Here is a 25,778-nt window from a genome sequence, read left to right as displayed (position 1 = left end):
GGCGGCTCTCGCGCGGGCTGTCCTGGGGGGGCGCCCCGGTTCGGGAGGGCGCGGGTGGGGGAACAAGAAGCTCCGCCCCGCGCGAACGGCCCCCGCCCCGGGGTGGGGCAAGGGGCCGCACTGGAACGCGGACGTCACGCCTTGCGGGAGCGCGCCGCCTTTGCCGGAGCGGCCGTGCCCGGGGCCTTCTTCGCGGTGGCCGTCCTGGCCGTCGCCGTCTTCCTGGCCGGGGCCGACTTCGCCGCCGCCACCGCCTTCTTCACGGGGGCGTTCTTGACCGGCTTCTTCACCGGCGTCGCATCGCTCACCCGGTCGCCCAGGATGTCCCGCAGGAACTTGCCGGTGTGGCTGGTCGTCACCGCGGCCACCTGCTCGGGCGTACCCTCGGCGATGACGAGGCCACCGCCGCTGCCACCCTCGGGACCCATGTCGATCACCCAGTCAGCTGTCTTGATGACGTCCATGTTGTGCTCGATGACGATCACCGAGTTGCCCTTGTCGACCAGGCCCGACAGGACCGTGATGAGCTTCGAGATGTCCTCGAAGTGCAGACCCGTGGTCGGCTCGTCCAGGACGTACACCGTGCGCCCCGTGGAACGCTTCTGGAGCTCCGAAGCGAGCTTCACGCGCTGCGCCTCACCACCGGAAAGGGTCGGTGCCGACTGACCGAGGCGGACGTACCCGAGTCCGACCTCCGTAAGCGTCCTCAGGTGACGCGCGATCGTCGGGACGGCCTCGAAGAACTCCAGGGCCTCCTCGATCGGCATGTCCAGCACCTCGGCGATGGACTTGCCCTTGTAGTGGACCTCCAGGGTCTCCCGGTTGTAGCGCGCCCCGTGGCAGACCTCGCACGGGACGTACACGTCCGGCAGGAAGTTCATCTCGATCTTGATGGTGCCGTCGCCGGAACAGTTCTCGCAGCGCCCGCCCTTGACGTTGAAGGAGAAGCGGCCCGGCAGATAGCCGCGCACCTTCGCCTCCATGGTCTCCGCGAACAGCTTGCGCACGTTGTCGAAGACACCGGTGTACGTGGCCGGGTTGGACCGGGGTGTCCGGCCGATCGGCGACTGGTCGACGTGGACCACCTTGTCGACGAGGTCGTCGCCCTCCACGCGCGTGTGGCGCCCCGGCACCGTGCGGGCGTTGTTCAGTTCCCGCGCCAGGTGCGTGTAGAGGATGTCGTTGACCAGCGTCGACTTTCCGGACCCGGAGACGCCGGTGACGGCCGTCAGCACGCCGAGCGGGAACGACACGTCGATGTCGCGCAGGTTGTTCTCACGGGCGCCGTGGACGGTGAGCTGCCGCGTGGGGTCCGCGGGGCGGCGGATGTCCGGCATGGCGATGGACCGCTTGCCGGCCAGGTACTGACCGGTGACGGACGCCTTGTTGGCCAGCAGGTCCTTGAGGGAGCCGCTGTGGACGACCTTGCCGCCGTGCTCGCCCGCGCCGGGGCCGATGTCGACGATCCAGTCGGCCACCTTGATGGTGTCCTCGTCGTGCTCGACGACGATCAGGGTGTTGCCCATGTCGCGCAGCCGCACCAGCGTCTCGATGAGGCGGTGGTTGTCGCGCTGGTGCAGGCCGATGGACGGCTCGTCCAGGACGTACAGCACACCGACGAGACCGGAGCCGATCTGGGTGGCGAGCCGGATGCGCTGCGCCTCACCGCCGGACAGCGTGCCGGCCGCGCGGTTGAGCGACAGATAGTCGAGGCCTACGTCGACCAGGAACCTCAGCCGCTCGTTGACCTCCTTGAGCACGCGCTCGGCGATCTTCTTGTCGCGGGCGTTCAGCGTCAGCCGGCCGAGGAAGTCCGCGCAGTCGCTGATCGACATCGCGGCGACCTCGGCGATGGACTTCTCCATGACCGTGACCGCGAGGACGAGGGGCTTGAGGCGGGTGCCGTTACAGGTCGGGCAGTGCACCTCGCGCATGTAGCCCTCGAAGCGCTCCCTGCTGGAGTCGCTCTCCGCCTCGGAGTGCCGCCGCTTGACGAACGGAACCGCGCCCTCGAAGGAGGTGGTGTACGCCCGCTCGCGGCCGTACCTGTTGCGGTAGCGGACCTCGATCTGGGTCTTGTGGCCGTTCAGCAGTGCCTTCTTGGCCCGCTGCGGCAGCCCCGCCCAGGGGATGTCCGTACGGAACCCGAGTGCGTCGGCGAGCGCGCCGACGAGGCGTGCGAAGTAGTCCTTGGTGTGGCCGTGGGACCAGGGGTTGATCGCGCCCTCGTCGAGGGACTTGTCCTCGTCCGGGACGATCAGCTCCGGGTCGACCTCCATGCGCGTACCGATGCCCGTGCAGTCGGGGCAGGCGCCGAAGGGCGAGTTGAAGGAGAAGGACCGGGGCTCCAGTTCCTCGAACGACAGGTCGTCGTATGTGCAGTAGAGGTGCTCGGAGTACATCCGCTCGCGGTCGGGGTCGTCGGCGGGGAGGTCGACGAAGTCGAGGATGACCATGCCGCCGGACAGCCCGAGGGCGGTCTCGACCGAGTCGGTGAGCCGGCGCTTGGCGCTGTCCTTCACCGTCAGGCGGTCGATGACCACCTCGATGGTGTGCTTCTCCTGCTTCTTGAGCTTGGGCGGCTCGCTCAGCTGGATCGTCTCGCCGTCGACCCGGGCGCGGCTGTAGCCCTTGGTCTGGAGGTCGGCGAAGAGGTCGACGAACTCGCCCTTGCGCTCGCGCACCAGCGGAGAGAGGACCTGGAAGCGGCTGCCCTCGGGCAGCTCCAGCACCTTGTCGACGATGGCCTGCGGCGACTGGCGGGCGATCGGCCGGCCGCACTCGGGACAGTGCGGCTTGCCGATACGGGCGAAGAGCAGACGGAGGTAGTCGTAGACCTCGGTGATGGTGCCGACCGTCGAGCGCGGGTTGCGCGAGGTCGACTTCTGGTCGATGGACACCGCGGGCGACAGGCCCTCGATGAAGTCCACGTCGGGCTTGTCCATCTGGCCCAGGAACTGCCGGGCGTAGGAGGAGAGCGACTCGACGTACCGGCGCTGCCCCTCGGCGAAGATCGTGTCGAACGCGAGGGAGGACTTGCCCGACCCCGAGAGCCCGGTGAACACGATGAGGGAGTCACGCGGGAGGTCGAGCGAGACGTTCTTGAGGTTGTGCTCGCGAGCGCCACGAACGATGAGACGGTCGGCCACGCCGGTCCGCACCTTTCTTGAGAGAGGCAGAAGGGACTGAGCCCCCCGGTTCTCAGACTATGGGGGTAACCAGAGCGATGTTGTAGGGATTCCTGATGCCTCTGACGAGCGTATAGCACGTGCATTCGAATTCCGGCCTAGCCTGAACGGCTTCACCCGATCGTGTGACCGGACTATCGTCGACGCCATGAACGATCACGTGCGCGACCTGGCCTCTGTACGCGAAGCGACCGACCGGCTCCTCGCCGCGACCGACAAGCTGGACAACGGCGCTGTGACGCAACCGTCACGGCTGCCGGGATGGACCCGCGGCCACGTGCTGGCCCACCTGGCCCGTAACGCGGACGCTGTCGTGAACGTCCTCGCCGGCCGTCCCATGTACGCCAGCGCCGAAGTACGCGACGCCGACATCGAGCGCGACGCCCCGCGCCCGCTCGCCGTGCAGCTGGAGGACCTGCGCGACAGCGCGGTCCGCTTCGTCGAAACGGCCGCCGCTCCCGCCGAGTGGTCCCGTACGGTCACCCTGCGCAACGGCGTCACGGACTCGGCCTCCCGCATCCCCTTCCGCCGCCTCGTCGAGGTCGAGCTGCACCACGTCGACCTGGGCATCGGCTATGAGCTGGAGGACCTGCCGGAGGAGTTCACGGGACGCGAGATCGAGTTCCTCGCGGACCGCTTCGCGGGGAACCCCGGCGTTCCCGCGATCGTGCTGACGGCCACCGACGGACGGCAGTGGCACACGGGAAGCACCGAAGGCGATCCCGTGAACGTCACCGGCACCGCTCCCGACCTCCTGGGCTGGCTCGCGGGCCGCCGCGACGGCGCCGCCCTCGACACCGCCGGGGCCCCGCTGCCCGCGCTGCCGCCGCTATAGGCTGACTCCATGACGTACAGCGGAGCGGTCAGAGTCGGCGGTCCTGCGAACGTTCACGAGCTCACCGACCTGATGATCTCCAAGGTCGCGGTCGGCGCCATGAACAACAACGCGTATCTGCTGCGCTGCCGGGACACCGGAGAACAGCTGCTGATCGACGCGGCCGCCGAGCCGCACACGCTTCTGAGGCTGATCGGTGACGACGGCATCGCGTCCGTCGTCACCACCCACCGCCACGGCGATCACTGGCAGGCCCTGGCCGAGGTCGTGGCGGCGACCGGGGCGCGTACGTACGCGGGCCGCTACGACGCGGAGGGCATCCCCGTTCCGACCGACGTCCTGCTGGACGACGGCGACACCGTCAAGGTGGGGCGGGTCGAACTCACCGCCCGCCACCTGGCCGGCCACACTCCGGGGTCCATCGCCCTGATTTACGACGACCCGCACGGGCACCCGCACGTCTTCACCGGGGACTGCCTATTCCCCGGCGGCGTGGGCAACACGTGGAAGGACCCGGAGGCCTTCGCGAGCCTCATCCGTGACGTCGAGGAGAAGCTCTTCGGACAGCTTCCGGACGAAACCTGGGTCTATCCCGGCCACGGCAACGACACCACGCTCGGCAAGGAGCGCCCGCACCTGCCCGAGTGGCGCGAGCGCGGCTGGTAGATCAGGCGGGCATATCCACCTCGCGAGCCGGTGCGACTGCTTCCGTGCGCCCCGTAACGGGGGTACGGGTGGGGTAGTTGTGGCCGCATGCACCAAGAACGACCTCCCTCCATGGCCCGCCTCGCTGCCGCGTCGCTCGCCGGAACAGCCATCGAGTTCTACGACTTCTTTGTCTACGGAACAGCCGCCGCGCTCGTTCTCGGGCCGCTCTTCTTCCCGACCTTTTCCCCGCTCGCGGGAACGCTCGCAGCGTTCGGCACCTTCGCGGTCGGTTTCATTTCACGACCGCTCGGTTCTGTCATCTTCGGGCACATCGGCGACCGTTACGGACGCCGTCCTGTCCTGTTCGCCTCACTGTTGCTCACGGGAATCGCGACCGTCGCGGTCGGCTGCGTACCGACCTACGGGTCAATCGGGGTAGCGGCGCCCGTACTCCTTCTGATGCTGCGCTTCTTGCAGGGACTCGGGCTCGGCGGCGAGTGGGGCGGTGCCGTTCTGCTGACCGCCGAACACGCTCCCGCGAACCGGCGCGGACTGTGGACGAGTTTCCCGCAGATCGGCCCCCCGGTCGGCTTCCTCCTGGCCAACGGCGTCGTGCTCGCCCTCTCCGCCTCGCTGACCGACGCACAGTTCGCCGCGTGGGGGTGGCGCGTGCCGTTCTGGGTGGCGGGCGTGCTGGCCGCGGCAGGACTGCTGCTGCGCACGTCCCTGGCGGAGACCCCGCAGTTCAAGCAGCTGGCCGAGACGGACAAGCGGGCGACCGTCCCCCTCGCCGAGGTCGTACGCGACCACTGGCGGCTCGTCCTGCTGACGGCCGGCGCGCTCGCCGTCGGGTACGCCGTCTTCTACGCCGTGACGACCTGGTCCCTCTCGTACGCCACGGAACAACTGGGCGTCGGCCGTACGGTGATGCTGGCCTGCATCATGGGGGCCGTGGCGATCTCGGGCGTGGTCACCCCGTTCGCCGCGATGCTCGGTGACCACTACGGGCGCAGGCCGCTGTGTCTGCTCGGCTGCGCGGCGGCAGCGCTGTGGATGTTCCCGATGGTCGCGCTGTTGCAGACCGCCGAGCCCCTGCTGATGTTCCTCGGCTTCGTGGGAGCGCTGCTGTCGTTCATCACCATGTTCGCTGTGATCGCCGCGTATCTCCCGGAGCTGTACGAGCCGAGGGTGCGCTGCACGGGCGCGGCCGTCGGCTACAACCTCGGCGGGGTCGTCGGAGGTGCGCTGACCCCGATCGTCGCGACGGCGGTGGCGCACGGCGACGGGCCGCCGTGGGGTGTCGCCGTGTACCTCACCGCCATCGCGCTGCTGAGCCTGGGGTGCTTCGCACTGCTGCCGGAAACGAGGCCGGCGCCCCGCCCCGTGGCGGAGGCCGCCGCTGCCTGATCCAGGCCCGTACAGAACGAGAACCGGCCGGTGCGAGCGGTATTGCTCCGCTCGCACCGGCCGGTGAATCCGTCACGCGGTCAGGATTCGACGCTCTCCTTGTCGCCGGCCTCGGCGACCTCGGCCGCCTCGGCCGCCGCACGCTGTTCCGTCTTCTTGTTGGCGATGAGGCTGGTGATCGTGGTGACGACCAGCACGCCGCAGATGACGGTCAGCGAGAAGGGGATGGAGATCTCGGGGACGTGCACCCCGGACTCGTGCAGAGCGTGGAGCACCAGCTTGACGCCGATGAAGCCCAGGATGACCGACAGGCCGTAACTCAGGTGAACCAGCTTCTTGAGCAGTCCGCCGATGAGGAAGTACAGCTGCCGCAGACCCATGAGGGCGAAGGCGTTGGCGGTGAAGACGATGTACGGGTCCTGGGTGAGGCCGAAGATCGCCGGGATCGAGTCCAGCGCGAACAGCACATCGGTGGTGCCGATGGCGAGCATGACGACCATCAGAGGCGTCAGGACGCGCTTGCCGTTGTTCTGGATGAAGAGCTTGGTGCCGTGGTACCGGTCCGCGACGCCGAAGCGGCTCTCGATCGACTTGAGGAGACGGTTCTCCTCGAACGCCTCTTCCTCCTCCTCGGCCCGCGCCTCCTGGATGAGCTTCCAGGCGGTGTAGATCAGGAACGCGCCGAAGATGTAGAAGACCCACGAGAAGTTGGCGATGACCGCGGCGCCGGCCGCGATGAAGATCGCACGCAGCACCAGCGCTATCAGCACACCGATGAGCAGCACACGCTGCTGGAGGTGGGACGGCACCGAGAACTTCGCCATGATCAGGACGAAGACGAAGAGGTTGTCCACGCTGAGCGACTTCTCGGTGATGAAACCGGCGAAGAACTCGCCCGATGCCTGCGCGGTGCCGAAGATCAGCAGTCCCAGGCCGAACAGCACGGCCAGGACGATCCAGACGACCGTCCAGGTCCCGGCTTCCTTGATCGACACGTCATGCGGCTTGCGCCCGATGAGGAAGTCGACAGCGATCAGGGCGATCAGACCAAGAATGGTCAGCGCCCAAAGGGTCATTGAAACGTCCACTGCGCCTCCGGCAGATAGCTACGGCAACTCACTCAGCGTCGTCGCTGCCGGAGGTCTCTTCCACCCGGGCGCGTGTCCGCGCGCCTCGGGCCGACGCCCCGGGACCGATGGCGGTCCGTATTGACGGGTACGTCGCAGCCGGGAGTACTCCCCTCCGCTCCACGAAGGGTACAGGAACACCCAAGAAAAGGTAAAGGGATGGGTAAAGCTGCCCCAAAAGCGCTGGTCAGCGGGGCAGTTGCCGCCTCGCTGCCGCCACCTGCGCGAGAACCTGCCGCAAGACCTGGCTGCCCGGTGGCGGCAGCAGCGGCTCGTACGTCCAGGTATGACCGACCCACGGGTCGATGAGGTGGTCGTCGGGCACAGGAGTGACGCGCAGCAGCGACCTCCACAGTGGGTCGAGCACCGGACCGTACGCACTCGCGTCCTCGCGGTCCGCGACCATCATCAGGTGCACGCCGACCGACGGACCCTCGTCCGCGAGGTAGCGGAGCTGGGTGACGGCGCGGTCGTCGAAGCCGTGCGGGAAGTCGTTGACGATCAGGAGCTGCTCGGCCGTGTCCAGCTCCGGCGGGAGCGAGTCGACGACCCCGCCACGGACCGCCATCTGCACCAGCTCCACGCGCTGGGTGAGCTTGGCCAGTACCGCCGTCACGCCCTGAGCGCCGGCAGCGGGCGGCGCGTCGAGCACGCCGGACTCGGTCAGCGGGGCGAGCGCGGGGGCGCCCGTGCCCGCCGGGTCGATGACGTGGACGGTGAACTCACCGGCGGGGTAGACAGCGAGCAGGCGGGCGGCGTGCGCCGCGGCGGTTTCCATGGCCGCCCTGCGCAACTGGTCGGACTCCATCATCAGCGCGGCCTCGGAGCCGGAACGGCCGCTGTCGATCCACAGGCCGCGCTCCAGCGGCAGGCGCACCAGCATGGGGATGCGCAGGTCCGGGCGCTCGGGCAGGTGCAGGTCGCCGACGCGCAGGGCCATCGGGATCTCCATGGGAACCCGGTAACCGTGCCAGGCCGGGTTGTCCCAGGAGGCGAAGGCGGGGGGCAGGGCCGGCTCGACGACGTCGGTCTCGGCGACGAGCTGCGCCAGGTCACGCTCCAGTACGTCGCGGGCCTGGCCGACGAGCTGGTCGTGCTTGGCCCGGGCGTTCGCGCGGGCGGTGTCGCCCGCCGTGCCAATGCGGCTGCGCGGGTCGGAGAGGACCTTGTCGAGCTCCTGCTCCATCCGGGACTCGGCGAAGTCGACCGCGCTGCGGTACGCCGCGACGGTGCGGGCCAGGTCTTCGAACATGCCCCACACCTGGTTGTACAGCCGCTCCTCCATGGACCAGCCGGTCGCGTCCCCGGCGACGGGCTGTGGGTACTGTCCGGGCGGGGCGGGCGGCGCCGTGGGCGGCGGGGACGGGGGCGCGGCGCTCTGGCGGCGCGGGTGCGCGTAGTCGATGGGGCCGCCCGGGGCGGCCTGTCGAGCGCCACTGTCCGGACCCGCTGCTGCGGGTGCTGCTGGCGGTGTTGCCGTGGGCGCCACGGCGTCGGTCTGACCGTCGCGTCCGCCGTTCGTCGCGTGGGACGCCGTACGCCGCGACCGGTCGCCCTCCTCGCTGCGGGGCGGGGGCGCCGCGACGGAGCGGGCCATGCCGCTGCTGACCGCGTCCTGGATGGCGGCGGCGAGTTCACGGGCCTGCGGAAGGCCCTGGTCGCCGAGCATCTCGGCGAGGCCACCGGCGTAACCCTGGCCGACGGCGCGCACCTTCCAGATCCCCTGCCGGCGGTAGAGCTCAAGGGCTACTACGGCGGACTCGCTGTCCAGCCCGGTCACCGTGTAGTTGGCGACCTCGGATCCGTCGAGCCCGGTGACGCAGACGAAGGGGGCCGCGACGGCGCCGAAGCGGGACGGGCCGCCCACGCCGAGCGGGAGAGCGAGCAGGACGTTCACCCGGTGCACCGTCTCGGGCAGCGCTTCGAGGTCCACGGCGAGCCGGTGGTCGGCGGCGGCCTGCTTGGACACTTCGAGGCCGGGGAGGTTCGGCGAGCCGGGGTGGGCGACCCACTCCGTACCGCGCACGGTGCCCTGCTCGTCGCCGAGGGTGGCACCGGCCACGACCGGCTTGCCGGCCGACACCCGGATCTCCAAACGGGCCTGGGGCAAGGGGTGGTTCTGCCCCCGGACCAGCTCGGCCGTCATCGCCTGTCTCCCCCGCGTCGCATTCGTGGATGTGGTACAGCTCCCGGCGGCACGATGCCTCCGGGAGCTGCGCGTACTTCGTCGGTCGTCTGCTACAGGTGCGGCAGGATCGACGGCATCAGATCCTGGAAGGTGCGGCCGTTGGCAGAAGTGCCGATGGCCGTCATCTTCCAGCCGGCGCCGTCGCGGTGCACCTTGGCCATGATCTGCGCGGTGTACTGGCCACCGCCGTCGAGCGTGTAGCGGGCCATCTCCTGGCCGTTGGTCTCGTCGACGATGCGGCAGAACGCGTTCTGCACTTCCTGGAACGTCTGGCCGGTGAAGGAGTTCACCGTGAAGACGATCTGGTCGATGTGCACCGGCACGCGCTGGAGGTCGACGAGGATCGCCTCGTCGTCCCCGCCCTGCCCGGCGCCGCCGACCAGGTTGTCACCGGTGTGCTTCACGGAGCCGTCGTCGCTGACGAGGTGACGGAAGAAGACGACATCGACCGGCTGCTTGTCCGCGAACAGGACCGCCGAGGCGTCGAGGTCGACCTCCCGGGTGCGGGAGCCGAAGAGACCACGACGCGGCGCCGCCTGCCAGCCCAGCCCCATCCGGACGGCGGTCAGCGTGCCGCCGCCCTTCTTCTCCAGGCTGATGGCCTGACCCTTGGTCAGATTGACGCCAGGTCCCCCGGGCGCGCTGCCCTTGGATACATCCACCACGCGCTGTCCCCTCTCATTGCATACCTCGCGCCCGCCCGTGTGCGTGCGGCTGCCGAGAACCCTACGCAGTCACGCCCGGGCCGCCACAGTCGCGTCCCACTTTGTGTCGGTGTTGCAACACACCAGGTGCCGGGCGGGGTGCCGGGCCGTCAGGCCTGCCCCGCCTCCCTCATCTGCCTCAGTTCCTTCTTCAGCTCGCCCACCTCGTCGCGCAGCCGCGCGGCCACTTCGAACTGCAGCTCGGCGGCCGCGCCGCGCATCTGCTCCGTCATCTCCTCGATGAGAGCTGCCAGTTCGGCGGCGGGGCGGTCGGTGAGCACATCGCCCTTCTTGCCCGCCCTGGCAGCCTTGCCCGCCTTGCCGCCGAGCACGGGCACTGGGGCCTTGGCGGCCTTGCCTTCCTTCGCCTGCCGGAAGCCGGAGCCGAGGAGCTGTTCGGTGTCGACCTGCTCGCGCGCGATGGAGGCGACGATGTCGTTGATCTTCTTGCGCAGCGGCTGCGGATCGACTCCGTGCGCCGTGTTGTACGCGATCTGCTTCTCCCGGCGCCGGTTGGTCTCGTCGATGGCCTTCTCCATCGCCGGGGTGATCTTGTCGGCGTACATGTGGACCTGGCCGGAGACATTGCGCGCCGCTCGGCCGATGGTCTGGATCAGGGAGGTGCCCGAGCGCAGGAAGCCCTGCTTGTCGGCGTCGAGGATTGCTACGAGCGACACCTCGGGGAGGTCGAGGCCCTCTCGCAGCAGGTTGATGCCGACCAGGACGTCGTACTCACCGGACCGCAGCTCGCGCAGCAGCTCCACGCGGCGCAGCGTGTCGACGTCGCTGTGCAGATAGCGGACCTGGATGCCCAGTTCGAGGAAGTACTCGGTGAGGTCCTCGGACATCTTCTTGGTGAGGGTGGTGACGAGGACGCGCTCGTCCCGCTCCGTGCGCAACCTGATCTCGTGCACCAGGTCGTCGATCTGGCCCTCGGTGGGCTTGACGACGACCTCGGGGTCGATGAGGCCGGTGGGGCGGATGATCTGCTCCACGAAGCCGTCGGACCGCGAGAGTTCGTACGCACCGGGGGTTGCGGACAGATAGACCGTCTGGCCCACGCGCTGCTGGAACTCCTCCCACTTCAGCGGGCGGTTGTCCAGGGCGGAAAGAAGCCGGAAGCCGTGGTCGACGAGAGTCCGTTTGCGGGACGCGTCGCCCTCGTACATCGCGCCGATCTGCGGCACGGTGACGTGCGACTCGTCGATGACCAGCAGGAAGTCCTCAGGGAAGTAGTCGAGGAGAGTGTGCGGCGCGGTGCCGGGGGCGCGGTCGTCCATGTGCATCGAGTAGTTCTCGATGCCGGAGCAGCTGCCGATCTGACGCATCATTTCGAGGTCGTAGGTGGTGCGCATGCGCAGACGCTGGGCCTCCAGCATCTTGCCCTGCTTCTCCATCTCGGCGAGCCGGTCCTCCAGCTCCTTCTCGATGCCCCTGATCGCCTTTTCCATGCGCTCGGGTCCGGCGACGTAGTGGCTGGCGGGGAAGACGTACAGCTGGTCGTCCTCGCTGATGATCTCGCCGGTGAGCGGGTGGAGGGTCGACAGCGCCTCGATCTCGTCGCCGAACATCTCGATGCGTACGGCCAGCTCCTCGTAGACCGGGAAGATCTCGATGGTGTCGCCGCGGACGCGGAAGGTGCCGCGCGAGAAGGCCACGTCGTTGCGCGTGTACTGGATGTCGACGAAGCGGCGCAGCAGCTGGTCGCGGTCGATCTCCTCGCCGACCTTCAGCGGCACCATGCGGTCCACGTACTCCTGCGGCGTACCGAGGCCGTAGATGCAGGAGACGGAGGCGACCACGACGACGTCGCGGCGGGTGAGCAGAGAGTTCGTCGCGGAGTGGCGCAGCCGCTCGACCTCCTCGTTGATCGAGGAGTCCTTTTCGATGTACGTGTCCGACTGCGGGACGTATGCCTCGGGCTGGTAGTAGTCGTAGTACGAGACGAAGTACTCGACGGCGTTGTTGGGCAGGAGCTCGCGGAACTCGTTCGCCAGCTGGGCGGCGAGGGTTTTGTTCGGCGCCATGACGAGCGTGGGGCGCTGGAGCTTCTCGATCATCCAGGCGGTGGTCGCCGACTTGCCGGTGCCGGTCGCGCCGAGCAGGACGACATCCTTCTCACCTGCGCGAATGCGCCGCTCCAGCTCGGCGATGGCCGCCGGCTGGTCACCGCTGGGCTGGTAGGAACTGACGACCTCGAAGGGCGCCACCGTACGTTCGATGCTTGAAACGGGCCGCATGCATCAACCGTACGACCCGGCACTGACACTCACGCGGTGATCGCGCCGGGTCACCGGCGCCGCGAGGTTTCCGGGGCCGGGCGCGGGACACCGGGCCCGGCCGGCCGCTGCCGGCCGGTGCGGCCCGTGACGAGCATCGGATCGGACATCACGACCACGCCCGCCAGGAACAGGAAGATCACCGGGCCGATCAGCATCGGGGCGAGCAGCAGGGTGGACGTCTCGCCGGCGCCGGCGGTCGCGGGCCCGTGGAGGTGGACGCTGAGCGCCGCCATGCCGGTGTAGTGCATGCCGCTCACCGCGACGCCCATGACGAGGCCGGCGCCCAGGGTCGGCAGGATTCCACGTATCGACACGGCCGCCCAGAGCGCGGCGGTCGCGGCGACCACCGCGATCACCACGGAAAGAGCGACGGTGAGGGTGTCGTACTGGAGCTGGCCGCGCAGTCGCATTCCGGCCATACCGAGGTAGTGCATGGAGGCAACACCCAGGCCGGTTATCGTGCCGCCCGTGACCAGGGCCATCGGCGTGACTCCGCGGTATCCGACGATGAAGACGCCGATGCCGACCATGACGACGGCGACGCCGAGACTGGCGTACGTCAGGGTCGCGTCGTAACTGATGGGCGTCTCCTTCACCGTGAAACCCATCATCGCGATGAAGTGCATGGTCCAGATTCCCGAGGCGATGGCGGTCGCACCGAGCGCGAGCCAGCCGGTCTTCCAGCCGTGCTCGTTCCTGAGCGACCTCGCGATGCAGCGCAACCCCAGCGCGCCGCCGAGGCACGCCATGAGGTACGCCGCGACCGGGGTGACGAAGCCGTAGCTGAATCCGTCGACAGTGCCCTGCATTCCCTTTGAGCCCTTCAGCTTCCATCGCCGGGTGACGAGAGCCCACTCGTGGTACGGAGGCCCGTTTCGGGCGACAGTAGGCCGAGCTGGGTGATCCGCACACGTTTTCTCGGCAATTCATCGGCAGCGGCAGTGACACGTGACGCGCCCCGAGCGGTTTCGTTCACTTCGTGGCCATCCTTCGCCTGTCCATCGTTGACTCTTCGCTGTCACTCTCGGACCGTCTGTGATCACTCCATGCGAGGAGTCCTTGTGTACGCACGCACCGTCCCGGCCACGGCCGCAGCGCTACTGGCCGCCACCGCACTGCTGCTGCCCGCTACGGCCACCCACGCGGCCGGTCCCGGCGGCACCGACGACGAACCCGCCGTCATCGCCCACAGGGGCGCGTCCGCATACGCACCCGAGAGCACACTGGCGGCGATCGACCTGGCCGACCGGATGGGCTTCGCCTGGGTGGAGAACGACGTACAGCGCACCAAGGACGGCGAACTGGTGGTCGTCCACGACGACAGCCTCGCCAGGACCACGAACGTGGAGCAGGTCTTCCCCGGCCGGTCACCGTGGAAGATCAGGGACTTCACCGCGGCCGAGATCGCCACGCTGGACGCCGGCAGCTGGTTCGGACCAGAGTTCACGGGCGCGCGCGTGCCCACGCTCAAGCAGTACGTGAACCGGGTCGACCGCAACCACCAGAAGCTGCTCCTGGAGATCAAGAAGCCCGAGCTCTACCCGGGCATCGAGAAGGACACCCTGCGCGTGCTGCGCGAGGAGGGCTGGCTGAACCGCCACCACGTCAAGCACAAGCTCGTCATCCAGAGCTTCGGCGCGGACAGTGTGAAGGCCGTGCACGAGCAGCGGCCCGACCTCACGACCGGCTTCCTCGGGACGCCCCCGGTGGCCGACCTGCCGAAGTACGCCCGGTTCACCGATCAGATCAATCCGACGCACACGTCGCTGACGGCCGACTACGTCGCGGCGGTCCACCGGCTGAAGGGCGCGCACGGCAAGCAGCTCCGGGTCAACACCTGGACGGTGAACACGGCGGCGGCCGCGACTCGGGTGAACGACTTCGGCGTGGACGGGATCATCACCAACAACCCCGACATCGTCCGGGACGCCGTCAGCGAGTAGCCGTCAGCGGGTAACGGCCGGACCGTTGTCAGTGGCCGGTCGTACCGTGGTGCGCATGGACAGCGACGGGCAGTTCGTGGAGTGGGCGACCATCGACAGCGGCGGCAGCGGCAGTGGCGACGGCGGCATCGGGCCGCTGCTGGTGGCCGCCACCGAGGCCGGTCTGGTCTACGTGGCCTTCCACGCCGGTCCCGCGGTACGGGAGAAGGCCCTCGCCCAACTGCGGACGCGGCTGGGCGCCGAGCTGACGGAGGCCCCCGGCTCCGCGCGGCTGGCCGAGCCCATACGGCAGCTCCGGGCGTACTTCGCGGGTGAACTGCGCGACTTCGCCCTGCCGCTGGACTGGTCCCTCACCTCCGGGTTCAACCGGCAGGTGCTGCGCGAGCTGGCGACCGGAGTTCCGTACGGCGCGGTCGTCGGGTACGGCGATCTGGCGGGGCGCGTCGGGCAGCCCGGCGCGGCCCAGGCCGTGGGCGCCGCCATGGGCTCGAATCCGCTGCCGGTGGTGGTGCCCTGCCACCGGGTGGTGGAGAGCGACGGCGGGCTCGGCGGGTTCGGCGGCGGCCTGGAGACCAAGCGGGCGCTGCTGGCGCTCGAAGGGGTGCTGCCCCAGCCATTGTTCTGAACTCAGTTCCTTACATCGGTAAGGACTGGCACACTGCGGCGGTGACTACGACCGACAAGACGGCCGGTAAGCCGGCTCGTGAACCGGCAGGTATACCGGCCGACAAGTCAACCGCTACGGCGGCGATACCCGGGCCCGACGCGCTGCGCGCCCTCCAGCGGCGTACCTCCGTCGTACTCGTCGTGAGCCAGATCCTCGGCGGGCTCGGCGTGCCCATCGGTATCGCCCTCGCACCCGTCCTCGCGGTGGAAGTCAGCGGCACCGAGGCGCTGTCGGGACTGGCGCCGACGGCGTCCGTCGCGGGCACGGCCCTGCTGTCGATCCCGCTGGCCTCCCTGATGACCTCGCGCGGCCGGCGTCCGGGACTCGTCCTCGCCTATCTCATCGGCGCGCTGGGCGCGGCGCTCGTGGTGGTCGCCGCCGTCTTCGAGAACTTCCCGCTGCTGCTGCTCGGCATGGCCGGATTCGGCGCCGCGTCCTCCGCCAACCTCCAGGCGCGATTCGCCGCGGCCGACCTGGCCGAGCCGGACCGGCGCGCCCGGGCGATCTCGACGGTCGTCTGGGCCACGACCATCGGCGCGGTGTTCGGCCCCAACATCGCGGCCCCGGCGGGCCGCGCCTTCACCGGCACCTCCATACCGGAGACGGCGGGCCCGTTCCTGTGGGCCGCCGGGATCTTTCTCGTCACGGGTCTGATCGTCGCCGTACTGCTGCGCCCCGATCCGCTCCTGACCGCCCGGGCCATGGCCCCGGCGGAATCGCAGTCCGCGCAGAGCCGCTCGCTGCGGGCCGGAGTCGCGGCGGTGGCGGCCTCGTCGCGGGCCAGGCTCGCCCTCGTAACGGTGGCCGTCTGCCACACCGTCATGGTCTCGATCATGGTGATGACCCCCGTCGACCTGGGCCACCACGGCGCCGATCTGGAACTCGTCGGTCTTGTCATCAGCGGTCACATCGCGGGCATGTACGCGTTCTCACCGGTCATGGGCTGGCTGTCCGACCGGGTCGGCCGTCTCGCGGTCATCGGCCTGGCGGCCGGTCTGCTCTGCCTCGCCGCCCTGCTGGCCGGGACGGCCGGTCCCAGCCACGCCCAGACGGCCGCCGGACTCTTCGTGCTGGGCCTCGGCTGGTCCGCGGGCCTCGTCTCGGGCTCCGCGCTGCTCACCGACTCGGTGCCGCAGCCGGCCCGCGCCGCGGTCCAGGGCCTGTCGGACCTGACCATGAACTCGGCGGCGGGGATCGGCGGCGCGGCGGCCGGCCTGATCGTCGCGCAGGCGGGCTACGGCTGGCTCAACGCCATCGGCGCCTGCCTGCTGCTGCCGATGGCCGCGCTCGCACTGCTGGCCACCCGCAGCCGCCCTGGCGACCCGCCGGAACCGGTCGGAACCGGCCGCTAAAGGCTGATGTGGTACGCCTTGCGCAGCGTCTCGTGCACGGTCCAGGTCGTACGGTCCCCCTCGCGCAGCACACATGCGTCACCGGGACCGATCTCCAGGGTGTCGCCGCCCTCCACCCTCGACCGTGGCGCGGCCACTGACCACCACGAACAGTTCGTTGGCCTCGGTGTCGGTGACCACGCCGGGCGTGATCTGCCAGATTCCACGCAGCTGCTTGCCGTCGGGGGACTCCCACAGCACCTTGCCCGTCACCACCGGCTCTCCGGACACGATCTGGTCCGGGTCGAGCGGCTCCGGCTCAAGATCGGCGTCCGGGATGTGCACGGAGAAGGAGGCTGGAACTTGATCAATTGTCGTCATGGCGCGTCACCTTAGCGGGGCGCCCGAAGAGCCGGTCAGGTGGAGGTCACTCGTCGTAGTGGCGGGCCTCGATGATGTTCCCGTCGGGATCGCGGAAGTAGAAGGAGCGAGGAGCGGCGCCGCGGGCCCCGAAGCTGTTGTGCGAGTACGGCGAGACGGCGACGCCGCTGTCTTCCAGCCGGCCGTGCAGGGCTTCGAAGGCCTGCTTGCCCATGGCGAGACAGACATGGTTGACCGGGTGACCGGCCGTGCCCTCGGCGCCGGGAATGGCATTCATGGCCCCGGCCATCGTGAGGGGGGCCAGGTCGAGCAGCGATCCGGCGGAGACGCGCACGGAAGGGAAGGGCGCTTTGCCCTCGGCGAACTCGGCGGCACGTACACCGGTCAGACCGACGGTCTTCTCGTAGAACTCCACCGAGACCAGCGGGTCGCTCACCCACAGGACAACGTGATCGAGATGCGCTTCTGTCATCCGCTCTGTCATCCTCCCAGGCTGCGGTGTGATCGTCGCCGGGCACAAGGGGCGCGCCGCGCGACGTTTGAGGACCCGGCCGACGCGCCAGGAATGGGGCATGCCTGACACCGCACTGCTGATGTCCGGGGAGGTGCGGGAGGCGCTGGAGCGGCGCCGTCCCGTCGTAGCCCTCGAGTCGACGATCATCGCGCACGGTCTGCCGCGTCCGCGCAATCTGCGGGTCGCCCAGGAGCTTGAGGAGGTGGTACGTACCGTCGGAGCCGTTCCCGCCACCATCGCCGTCCTGGACGGCAGGGCCCATATCGGCCTGGACAAGGCACAGTTGGAGCGGGTCGCGAACGACGACTCGGTGCGCAAGCTGGGTCATCGCGATCTCGCGCCGGCGCTGGCGGCGGGCGCGAGCGGGGCGACGACCGTGTCGGCGACGGCGTTCCTGGCCGCCCGGGCCGGCCTGCGCGTCTTCGCCACCGGTGGGCTCGGCGGCGTACACCGCGAGTGGACCGAGACGCAGGACGAGTCGGCGGACTTGGGGCTGCTGGCGCGGACGCGGATCACGGTGGTGTGCGCGGGGGTCAAGTCGATCCTCGACGTTCCGGCGACGTTGCAGCGGCTGGAGACGCTAGGGATCGGGGTCCTCGGGTACGGCACCGGGCACTTTCCGGGGTTCTACCTGAGCAGTTCGGGCGAGCCGGTCGACTGGACGGTGCGGACGCCCGGTGCGGTGGCGGCGGTGATGCGCGCCCAGGACGTGCTCGGCGGCCCGGAAGCGGCGTTGCTCGTCGCCAATCCCGTACCGGAGGCCGAGCAGCTGGACCCGGCGCTGCACGACCGGGTGCTGGCGGAGGCCCTGGAGGAGTGCCGGACGCGCGGGATCTCCGGCCAGGGCGTCACGCCGTTCCTGCTGGACTACCTGGCGCGGGGCACGGAAGGCGCTTCACTGGAGGCCAACCTGGCGGCGGTGCGCGGCAACGTACGGCTGGCGGCGCAGATCGCGACCGCGTGGACGCAGGCATGAGGGAGAACCCGCGAAAGGGTGGGGCAGGGGGCGACGGTGAGGATGAGAGCGACGACTCGGGCGGCGTCGGCGGTGCGTTGCTGGTGGTCGGCGATGTGGTCACCGATGTCGTGGCCCGCCATCGCACACCGCTGGCACCGGCGACGGACACCGCGGCGCAGATCAGGACGCTGCCGGGCGGGGCGGGAGCCAACGTGGCCTGCTGGGCGGCGTACTCGGGGCTGGCAGACGTTCGGCTTCTGGCGCGGGTCGGTACGGACGCGGGTGCGTGGCACGAGGAGCGGCTGCGGCGTGCGGGTGTGCGTCCGCAGGTGGTGCTCGACGGGGAAGCGGCAACCGCCACCGTGATCTCCCTCGTCGACGCGACCGCCGAGCGCACGTTCCTGACCGACAGCGGCGCCGCCCTGCGGCTCTCCCCCGCCGACTGGTCCGCGTCCCTCCTGAACGGCGTCGCCCATCTCCATCTCTCCGGATACCTCTTCTTCGCCGATACGAGCCGGGAGACGGCCCGCTTGGCGCTGCGGGCGGCCCGGGAGCGGGGGGTGACGGTGAGCGTGGATCCGGCGTCGGCGGGCTTCATCGCCGGGCTGGGCGTGGACCGGTTTCTGGAGGCCGTGGCGGGGGCGGATGTACTGCTGCCCAACGCGGATGAGGCCCGGCTGCTCACCGGATTGCCGGAAACGGCGGACGCCGCGGCCAAGTTGAGCCGCCACTTTCCGCTGGTCGCCGCCACCCTGGGCGCCGGGGGAGCACTGGTCGCCGAGGCCGGCAGCGTGCGGGACCGTGTTCCGGCCGCCCCGGCGAAGGCGGTGGACTCGACAGGCGCTGGTGACGCCTTCGCGGGCGCGTTCCTCGCGGCACGCCTCGCCGGTGCGGATGCCGCGCGGGCCGCGGCGCAGGGGTGCGGGGCGGGGGCGCGGGCCGTGACGCTGGTGGGCGGGCGACCACCGCTGGGGTGACGGTTCGCGCCCTGATGTCACTGCCCCGGGAGCCCCGTCCACGCCGGATGCCGCGGATCATCGGCCCGTACGACCACATCCGCGGCCTCCCCCGGCCGCGCCTCCCGCTCGTACCGGGCGAAGGCAGGCAGCGTCCACTTCGCCCCCGCGGCCGTCCCGCGCTCCAACGCCCCGGCGGACAGCCGCACATGCACCGTCAGGTCGAACGGAAACCAGTGCCGCAGAAGCATCGGCCCGTGCATCAGCAGCACACCACCAGCAGGAAGCTGTACGTAGGGACTGCGCGTCGCCCGGTCGGTGGCCGGGTTCCACAGGTCGGGCAGAACGCGCCCGGTGCCGCCGGGCTCCAGTGGTCCGAAGACCTCGCGCCACAGGGCGCGGATGTCGAACCAGCCGTCGTAGTACGAGTCGGGGTCCTCCTTGCCGAACTCGTACCGCAGCGAGGCCGGCCGCAGAAAACCCTCCGTACCGACAACCACGACCTTACGGCCGCGCAGTCTCAGCGCATCGGCGAGGCGCCCCGCGACCTCGCCGGTACGGGCGGCGGGCGCACCGTCGACGGCGGCTTTGAGCCACGGTCCGCCGTCGGCCGGATTCAGGCCACCGAGATGGTCGGCGAGGGCGTCGGTGAGCCGTTCCCAGGTGATCGCTTCGCACTGCACCCCCACATCATGCGGGGCACGTCATGGAGGATGTTCGGCGAGCGTCTAGACATCGTGCGGCGGCGGGGGCTCCATCCGGTCGGCGAGTGCGACACCGCGCTCGGCGATCAGGTCCTGGCAGGCGCGCAGTCCGGGCCTTGGTGTGACGCCTGAGGAGCGGATGGCGAAGACGGCCTGGACCGACCGCCCCTGGACGACCAGTTCGTCCACTTTGTCGCGTACGGCGGCGGGCAGTGCGTCCCAGAGATCCGAAGTCATGGCACCGACCCTAGCCGCACCCGCTCAACGGTCCGCCTGGCCTTGCGTTTGACCTTCCGCTTGACCTCGGATGTTCGCCACCGCAGGTGCCCACGTCGTCGCAGTGAGCCGCAGGCCGGCGCCGCTCGCCGAGACCGCTGAGGCACACCCGCGTCACGGCCGACGCCGCCGCCGAGGGGATCGTGCGTACGGCCGTCCAGGAGGGCGGGCGGCTCGGCGCGCGCACGCGCGCAGCTCGCGACGAACCTCGTCGCCCCGCTCTGGAGGCGCAGGCCTCACTGCCCGCGCTGGAAGCTTTCGGCGGGCGGCGTGATCGTAAACGTCTGTACATCGGCCGGATCGGCCGCCCGAAGAGCGTCGTTCGTGGCGGGGGTGGTGCGGCCGGTGAGGTCACTGCGTATCGGCGAGCCGGCACGGGCGACGGGCGGCGGCCCGCCATCCCACGACGCGACCGCCGCCAACTCTCCCTCGTACTCCGTTTCTTCCTACTCCCCCGCCGCGCACGCGGGCGCGTCGGCGTCGATCGAGAGCGGGCTGCCGGCGGGCAGCATGTAGGTCACGTACAGCACGACCGGCTCACTCCCGAGGTTGCGCCCGATGTGGCGGTGCTTGGCTCCGGAGGGCTCGATGAAGGACTGGCCCGCGGTCGTCGTTTCGACGGTGCAGTCGTCGAGCGTCCGGGACAGGGTTCCCTTCTGTACGACGGCTATGAGCTGCCCGGGGTGATGGTGCCAGCCGGTCGATCCGCCCGGGGCGATGGTGATGGTGCGTACGACCACATCAGTGATGCCCTTGGCCTTCACCTTCATGGTGCCGGCGGAGGTTCCGGTGGCGAGCACCGTGCCGCTCACTCCGCTGCCGGGCGTCGCGAGCGCGGCGGACGGCACCATGCCGAGCGCCGCCACGCACCCGCCGAGAACCATTCCCTTGCGGCGCCACCCCTGATTGCCCTTGCGCACGAAACCCAACAAGCCCATGAAACCTGTGAAGCCCGTGAACCCCGTAAACCCCGTAAACCCTGTGAACCCCATTGGAACCCTCCAACTCCCGGGCGCTGACCGGGGATTCGATCGGAGTCCCCGCCGCCTCAATCGCCGAAATCGCCTCACCGTATCGGAGATCAACTCCGTGCCCCAGGGGTTGCGCACGACGGTTCTCCGGGAGATCGAAAACGGGTTTCAAACCCCCCGCCCGTACGCTGATGATCTGGATGCGGCGATCGGCCGTATCGGCCGCTTCCGGAGTGGATACCGCCAGTGACCAGCCCAGCAACAGCCATCTGCTCCCCCTGCCACGTCCCCACCCACACCCAGTTCGCACCCCCCGGGACCTGATCGAACAGATCGTGTACGGCGGCCGGGATCCGGCGACAGATCCGGCGTGGGAGCCCTCGGGCGCGGCGACGGTGGAGGAGTACGGTGCGCTGAAGTACGGGGCGTACACCCAGGACGCCCAGGACGCGCATGGAACGATCCGCGGCTGATCTACGCCCCGCCGGCGACGTACGCCGAAGAGGCACATGTCCTCCCCACGACGGTCCACCGCCACCTCACCACGTTCGAAATCCTCGAACTCCTGGACCAGGGCGGGACCGTCATGGCATCGGTCCACTACGAGATCCGCAACCCGTACCGCGAGGCGCCGGGCAAGGGCGGCCACTTGGTCCTGATCACGTCCCGGGAGAAACGAAATGGAAGCGGGCCCGGGGGCGTAGCCGGCCCCCGAGCCCTGTTCAATGCCGCCCATGTGGCACGCCGTCCAGTAATGGGACCAGGTCAGTCGTTATGTCGCCGCGTCATGCCTTTAGACCACCGCAGACCGAGCTCCGCGGGCCGGAATTGAACCGGCATCTCGACGTGCATGGGCCTGGGCCCGGTTGGAAACGGCGATCGGCGGCGAATGCTGAGTCTGGAGCAAGAGTCTGAGATTGATCGCGGTCCGTATCCGGTACCGCGGCAGTCACGACGAACTTCAGTTTCAGCTTGCGCTCTTCGCGCACCCCGACCGCACGATGGCGCCCGGGGAGTCTTTTGGGGAGGCTACCCGAACAGGTAGCCGAAGACGGCGTCTCCCACCCGCTGGTCCGTGACCTCGGCGCCGTTCGCCTCTTCCCGCGCGAACTTCACGGCCTGCTGGAGCTTTTCCACCCGCTCGAGCAGCTCGTTCACGCGGCGGGCCGTCAGCGCGCCGGAGAACTTCACGGTCGTCCAGTACCCGACCGGAATGTCCTCGTAGTACACCTCGACCTGGGCCGGGTGCTTGTCGGTCGCCTCCGCCTTCACATGGTTGCGCGGCACTTTCTTCGTACGGAGCGTCCGTACCGCTTCCGTCTTCCAGTCGTCGGTCGACGGGTCCAGCGTCCACGCCTCAGAGGCGTCGAGCACCGGCAGCTTCCGTACAAAGGCATTGATGTCCGCCAACTGCTTCTCCAGGAAGAGGAGATAGGACACAGGCGCCTCACTCACCACCACTCGTCCGTCGACGGTCACGTCGGCGCGGGCGGTGCAGTTGGCCCAGTCCTTGGTGGCGGTCACGTCGAACAGCCGGGTCAGCGTCTTCGCGGTGTCGCGCAGTACGTCCTCGGCCTTGACCTGCACGCGCGTGGACTCGGGCGGAAGCTGCTCACCCTCCTCGTCCTTGGCCTGGTACGTACGCGAGATGCCCGCGAGCAGGGCAGGTTTCTGCAGGGCGTGCTGAGCCACCGTCAGGTCCTGCTGCGCCTTGGACTTGACGCCCTTCTCGACTGCGATGATCTGATTGAGTTTCGCCACGTCCAAGACGTTAACAACATCAACCGCCCACACTCGAACGATTATTCAAGGCACAGCCCTCATAGCTGTAATCGGCTCCCTGCTCGGCTCGGTAGCCACCCACTTCTTCCAACGCCAGACGGCAGAACGCGCCGCCGCCCTCACCCGCGCCGAACATCTCCGCCAGGAGCGGATCTCGACGTACAGCGCCTTCGCCGGCGCCCTGGTGGACTACCGCCGCGCCCAGAACGACCGGTGGCACCGCAGGGCCGAGCCGCCGGCCAGTGCCGACGCCAGAAACTCGCGCCTGGACTCGTACGCACAACGCTCAGCCGCGAGGCAGGCCCTGATCCGGGTCCAGCTGGTCTGCGCGGAGGGCAGATCGCGAAACTCGCCAAGTCCGCCTTCGATTTCGTGCATTGCATGCACGAGGCGGCGGCGTCGAGCGTGCGCTGACACCTGGTCGCCGCCATGCTTGGGTACGCTCCCTGCATGGACCTGGTGGTGATCGAACCAGAACCACACAAGCGGAGGCACTGCGCGGAGTGCCGACAAGGCCCTCTCCGCTTCCACATCCCCGAGTTCAATGCCGTCATCTGCCTCGACTGCGCGGACCTGGCCCACCTGGTCTACCTCCCACGAGGCAACGCGGCCCTGACACGCCGCTCCCGCGAGGCGAGCTCGCTCTGGGCGGTAGTCATCCGCCACAACAAACGCCGCAAACACTACGAGCGCCAGGGCATCCTGGTCGAAGAAACCGCCCTCGCCCACGCCGAGTCGTCCTGCCTGGCGGACGCGGACGCCCGCGCCCGCCGCCGCACCCGAGACGCAACCCGCCGCGCGGCCGAGGACGTACGCTTCACGGCCACCCTGACCACAAAAATCCTCCGCCTCTTCCCCTCCTGCCCGCCCCACCGAGCCCAGGCCATCGCCACCCACACCTCACAACGCGGCAGCGGCCGGGTGGGCCGCAGCGCGGCGGCCCGAGCCCTGGACGAGGCAGCGATAACGGCAGCGGTCCGAGCCGCGATACGCCACGAGGACACGCCGTACGACACCCTGCTGATGAGCGGGGTACCGCGGTGGAAGGCGCGCGCGAGGGTGGCGCCTGCGATAGAGGCGGTCCTCACTGCCTGGCGGGTGGATGCGGAGAACTGATCAATTCCCCATCGCCGTGCATCAATCTCTCGTAAAATGCACCGGACTTGGGGGTCCGACCAGGCGATGGTCATGGCATGCCTGCGACTCCCCCCTCCCGGCCCGCGTCGCGCAAATCACCAGGAGCTCGCCCATGCCGTACACGGCCGAGATCAGCCGCACCAACCCGACGAGCATTATCTTTCTCGTCGATCAGTCCACCTCGATGACTGATCCCATCGGGGGCGAGGATGCCCAGCAGAAGGCCGACGTAGTGGCCGACGCCATCAATCGGCTACTCACGGAGCTCTCTGTCAAGTGCGCCAAGGAAGAGGGCGTACGCGACTACTTCCACATCGCGGTCATCGGTTACGGCGCCACCGTCGGCTCGGCATTCGGCGGCGAGCTGTCCGGCCGCGACCTCGTCCCGCTGAGCGAAGTCGCCGACCATCCGGCCCGTATCGACTCGCGTACGAAGAAGGTCCCGGACGGCGCGGGCGGCCTCGTCGAGACCTCCGTCAGCTTCCCGCTGTGGATGGACCCGGTAGCCCATGGCGGTACGCCCATGAACCGCGCTCTGCAGTACGCCGAGACGCTCGTAGCCGGCTGGACCGAGCGTTACCCGGCCAGTTTCCCGCCCATTGTCATCAATCTGACGGACGGCGAATCGACCGACGGCGACCCGTCGGCAGCAGCCGCCACCATCACTCAGCACGCCACGGCCGATGGCGGGGCCCTGCTGTTCAACCTGCACGTCTCGGCCTCCGGCGGGTCGCCCACCGCCTTCCCGGACTCCGACGCCGACCTCCCCGACTCGTACGCCCGCACACTGTTCAACATGTCCAGCCCGCTGCCGAGCCACATGCGGTCCTACGCCGCATCTCAAGGGCAGCGCGTCAGCGAGGCCACCCGCGGCTTCGTCTACAACGCGGACATCACCACAGTGGTCCAGTTCCTGGACATCGGCACCCGAGCAACCGAACTGCGGTGACCTCTCCGGGCCTGTACGTCACGCACCTCGTCGCCCCGAAGCACGGCAGTACGGAAGCGGAGTGCGAAGATGCCGTCCACGTACTGCCCCGCCACCATCCCTTCGACGAGTTGATCGACGGCCCGATGGCGGCGAGCCTGTGCGACGGTGCCACAGAGAGCGTGCTGTCCAAGGACTGGGCCCGGCTGCTCGCCGAGGCCTCGACTCAGTGGGCCCTGGAGCGGACCGAATTCTTCGGCAGAGGCACGGACTTCGAAGAGTTCGCCGCTGCGGCGGTCGGCCAATGGGAGCCGTGGCTGAAGAACTACACCCGTGCCCGGGACGAGGAGGGCCGGCCGCTGAAGTGGTACGAGCAGACCAAACTGACGGCCGGTGCGCACGCCACCATGCTGGTGGCGCGCCTCGTTCCCGACCCGGTGCGGCCAAGTGCCGGCTGGCGCTGGCAGGCCGCGGCCCTGGGCGACAGCTGCCTTTTCCATATCCGCGACGACAAGCCCCTGCGGTCGTTTCCGGTGGAACGACCTGAGGACTTCGACACAGTCCCCGACCTGTTCGGCAGTCGCAATCACGACACAGGGCTGCTGGCCGCCCGTACCCAGTTCGCCGAGGGCCGCTGCGAGCCTGGGGACCGGTTGCTGCTGATGACGGACGCGCTGGCTGCCTGGTTCCTCTCGGCCTCCGACCCGGTCCGCGCATTTCACCAGCTTCTGGAGTTCGGCGGCCCCCACGACGCCGCGGCTTTCGCCGGGTGGCTGGGCGGGCTCCGGGAGAGCCACGTTCTTCGCAATGACGATGTCGCCGTCATCCGGATCGATATCGAGGGGCGGTGA

At 69.3% G+C, this 25,778-nt stretch carries 23 protein-coding genes and 1 pseudogene; 12 read left to right on the top strand and 12 right to left on the bottom strand.

What is annotated here, in order from left to right; translation table 11 throughout:
* Positions 1–134: 134 nt before the first annotated feature.
* On the bottom strand, positions 135–3,149 hold the full coding sequence (gene uvrA, locus J7E96_RS09190; protein WP_215129369.1) for an excinuclease ABC subunit UvrA: 3,015 nt from the start codon (positions 3,147–3,149) through the stop codon (positions 135–137).
* Positions 3,150–3,336: 187 nt separating this feature from the next.
* Between uvrA and J7E96_RS09185 the strand changes: the two genes are divergently transcribed.
* The 3 genes from J7E96_RS09185 to J7E96_RS09175 all read left to right on the top strand — a co-directional run bounded on the left by J7E96_RS09185 (position 3,337) and on the right by J7E96_RS09175 (position 6,078).
* Positions 3,337–4,023 carry a maleylpyruvate isomerase family mycothiol-dependent enzyme gene (locus tag J7E96_RS09185; protein WP_215129367.1) on the top strand — a complete coding sequence of 229 codons (687 nt, stop codon included), beginning with the start codon at positions 3,337–3,339 and terminating at the stop codon, positions 4,021–4,023.
* A 9-nt stretch (positions 4,024–4,032) separates the two neighbouring features.
* Positions 4,033–4,689, top strand: a complete 657-nt coding sequence (locus J7E96_RS09180; protein WP_215129365.1) for an MBL fold metallo-hydrolase — start codon at positions 4,033–4,035, stop codon at positions 4,687–4,689.
* 111 nt (positions 4,690–4,800) lie between these two features.
* The gene (locus tag J7E96_RS09175) at positions 4,801–6,078 is read left to right on the top strand and encodes an MFS transporter (protein ID WP_215129363.1); all 1,278 of its coding nucleotides are present in this window, start codon (positions 4,801–4,803) and stop codon (positions 6,076–6,078) included.
* Between the two features lie 80 nt (positions 6,079–6,158).
* On the opposite strand, the gene J7E96_RS09170 is transcribed toward J7E96_RS09175, so the two are convergent.
* The 5 genes from J7E96_RS09170 to J7E96_RS09150 all read right to left on the bottom strand — a co-directional run bounded on the left by J7E96_RS09170 (position 6,159) and on the right by J7E96_RS09150 (position 13,188).
* A complete protein-coding gene (locus tag J7E96_RS09170) occupies positions 6,159–7,166 on the bottom strand; it encodes a TerC family protein (protein WP_215129361.1) in 1,008 nt (335 codons plus the stop codon).
* A gap of 226 nt (positions 7,167–7,392) precedes the next feature.
* Positions 7,393–9,351, bottom strand: coding sequence for a TerD family protein (locus J7E96_RS09165; RefSeq protein ID WP_215129359.1), 1,959 nt, complete (start codon positions 9,349–9,351; stop codon positions 7,393–7,395).
* A 92-nt stretch (positions 9,352–9,443) separates the two neighbouring features.
* Positions 9,444–10,010, bottom strand: coding sequence for a TerD family protein (locus J7E96_RS09160; RefSeq protein ID WP_215129526.1), 567 nt, complete (start codon positions 10,008–10,010; stop codon positions 9,444–9,446).
* Positions 10,011–10,207: 197 nt separating this feature from the next.
* On the bottom strand, positions 10,208–12,337 hold the full coding sequence (gene uvrB, locus J7E96_RS09155; RefSeq protein WP_215129357.1) for an excinuclease ABC subunit UvrB: 2,130 nt from the start codon (positions 12,335–12,337) through the stop codon (positions 10,208–10,210).
* A 50-nt stretch (positions 12,338–12,387) separates the two neighbouring features.
* Complete coding sequence (locus tag J7E96_RS09150) at positions 12,388–13,188, bottom strand: MHYT domain-containing protein (protein ID WP_215129355.1); 801 nt, start codon at positions 13,186–13,188, stop codon at positions 12,388–12,390.
* 252 nt (positions 13,189–13,440) lie between these two features.
* Here J7E96_RS09150 and J7E96_RS09145 point away from each other — a divergent pair, with 252 nt between their 5' ends.
* From J7E96_RS09145 to J7E96_RS09135, 3 genes are all read left to right on the top strand, one after another.
* A complete protein-coding gene (locus tag J7E96_RS09145) occupies positions 13,441–14,322 on the top strand; it encodes a glycerophosphodiester phosphodiesterase family protein (RefSeq protein WP_215129354.1) in 882 nt (293 codons plus the stop codon).
* A gap of 55 nt (positions 14,323–14,377) precedes the next feature.
* Complete coding sequence (locus tag J7E96_RS09140; protein ID WP_215129352.1) at positions 14,378–14,947, top strand: methylated-DNA--[protein]-cysteine S-methyltransferase; 570 nt, start codon at positions 14,378–14,380, stop codon at positions 14,945–14,947.
* A 125-nt stretch (positions 14,948–15,072) separates the two neighbouring features.
* Positions 15,073–16,341 (top strand): MFS transporter, encoded by a 1,269-nt coding sequence (locus J7E96_RS09135; RefSeq protein ID WP_374196650.1) that lies wholly within the window; start codon positions 15,073–15,075, stop codon positions 16,339–16,341.
* Here the strand turns inward: J7E96_RS09135 and J7E96_RS09130 are convergent.
* Both J7E96_RS09130 and J7E96_RS09125 read right to left on the bottom strand, forming a co-directional pair.
* Positions 16,338–16,701 (bottom strand): annotated as a pseudogene (locus J7E96_RS09130) (cupin domain-containing protein). The gene J7E96_RS09135 and the pseudogene J7E96_RS09130 sit on opposite strands and share 4 nt — an antisense overlap.
* A 46-nt stretch (positions 16,702–16,747) precedes the next feature.
* Entirely contained in the window at positions 16,748–17,185 is a 438-nt protein-coding gene (locus J7E96_RS09125) for a VOC family protein (RefSeq protein WP_215129350.1), read from the bottom strand.
* A gap of 88 nt (positions 17,186–17,273) precedes the next feature.
* On the opposite strand from J7E96_RS09125, the gene J7E96_RS09120 reads away from it, so the two are divergent.
* Together J7E96_RS09120 and J7E96_RS09115 are read left to right on the top strand one after the other, a co-directional pair.
* Positions 17,274–18,191, top strand: coding sequence for a pseudouridine-5'-phosphate glycosidase (locus J7E96_RS09120; RefSeq protein ID WP_215129348.1), 918 nt, complete (start codon positions 17,274–17,276; stop codon positions 18,189–18,191).
* Complete coding sequence (locus tag J7E96_RS09115) at positions 18,188–19,150, top strand: carbohydrate kinase family protein (protein WP_215129346.1); 963 nt, start codon at positions 18,188–18,190, stop codon at positions 19,148–19,150. The genes J7E96_RS09120 and J7E96_RS09115 overlap by 4 nt, the downstream gene beginning before the upstream one ends.
* A gap of 17 nt (positions 19,151–19,167) precedes the next feature.
* Here J7E96_RS09115 and J7E96_RS09110 read toward each other — a convergent pair whose 3' ends face one another.
* The 3 genes from J7E96_RS09110 to J7E96_RS09100 all read right to left on the bottom strand — a co-directional run bounded on the left by J7E96_RS09110 (position 19,168) and on the right by J7E96_RS09100 (position 21,047).
* Positions 19,168–19,812, bottom strand: a complete 645-nt coding sequence (locus tag J7E96_RS09110) for a uridine kinase (RefSeq protein ID WP_215129344.1) — start codon at positions 19,810–19,812, stop codon at positions 19,168–19,170.
* A 45-nt stretch (positions 19,813–19,857) separates the two neighbouring features.
* On the bottom strand, positions 19,858–20,070 hold the full coding sequence (locus J7E96_RS09105) for a hypothetical protein (RefSeq protein WP_215129342.1): 213 nt from the start codon (positions 20,068–20,070) through the stop codon (positions 19,858–19,860).
* A gap of 485 nt (positions 20,071–20,555) precedes the next feature.
* Positions 20,556–21,047 (bottom strand): cupin domain-containing protein, encoded by a 492-nt coding sequence (locus J7E96_RS09100; protein WP_251069620.1) that lies wholly within the window; start codon positions 21,045–21,047, stop codon positions 20,556–20,558.
* Positions 21,048–21,313: 266 nt separating this feature from the next.
* On the opposite strand from J7E96_RS09100, the gene J7E96_RS09095 reads away from it, so the two are divergent.
* A complete protein-coding gene (locus tag J7E96_RS09095) occupies positions 21,314–21,553 on the top strand; it encodes a hypothetical protein (protein WP_215129340.1) in 240 nt (79 codons plus the stop codon).
* Between the two features lie 556 nt (positions 21,554–22,109).
* On the opposite strand, the gene J7E96_RS09090 is transcribed toward J7E96_RS09095, so the two are convergent.
* The gene (locus J7E96_RS09090) at positions 22,110–22,841 is read right to left on the bottom strand and encodes a hypothetical protein (RefSeq protein WP_215129338.1); all 732 of its coding nucleotides are present in this window, start codon (positions 22,839–22,841) and stop codon (positions 22,110–22,112) included.
* A 471-nt stretch (positions 22,842–23,312) separates the two neighbouring features.
* Between J7E96_RS09090 and J7E96_RS09085 the strand changes: the two genes are divergently transcribed.
* From J7E96_RS09085 to J7E96_RS09075, 3 genes are all read left to right on the top strand, one after another.
* Positions 23,313–23,978 carry a DUF2293 domain-containing protein gene (locus J7E96_RS09085; RefSeq protein ID WP_215129336.1) on the top strand — a complete coding sequence of 222 codons (666 nt, stop codon included), beginning with the start codon at positions 23,313–23,315 and terminating at the stop codon, positions 23,976–23,978.
* A gap of 133 nt (positions 23,979–24,111) precedes the next feature.
* A complete protein-coding gene (locus J7E96_RS09080) occupies positions 24,112–24,948 on the top strand; it encodes a vWA domain-containing protein (RefSeq protein ID WP_215129334.1) in 837 nt (278 codons plus the stop codon).
* A complete protein-coding gene (locus J7E96_RS09075; protein ID WP_215129332.1) occupies positions 24,945–25,778 on the top strand; it encodes a hypothetical protein in 834 nt (277 codons plus the stop codon). The genes J7E96_RS09080 and J7E96_RS09075 overlap by 4 nt, the downstream gene beginning before the upstream one ends.

Origin of the sequence: Streptomyces sp. ISL-96 (genome assembly GCF_018614035.1) — a bacterium.
Classification (GTDB): domain Bacteria; phylum Actinomycetota; class Actinomycetes; order Streptomycetales; family Streptomycetaceae; genus Streptomyces.
Note: the sequence above shows the minus strand (reverse complement) of the source record. Positions and strands in the feature narration are given on the sequence as shown.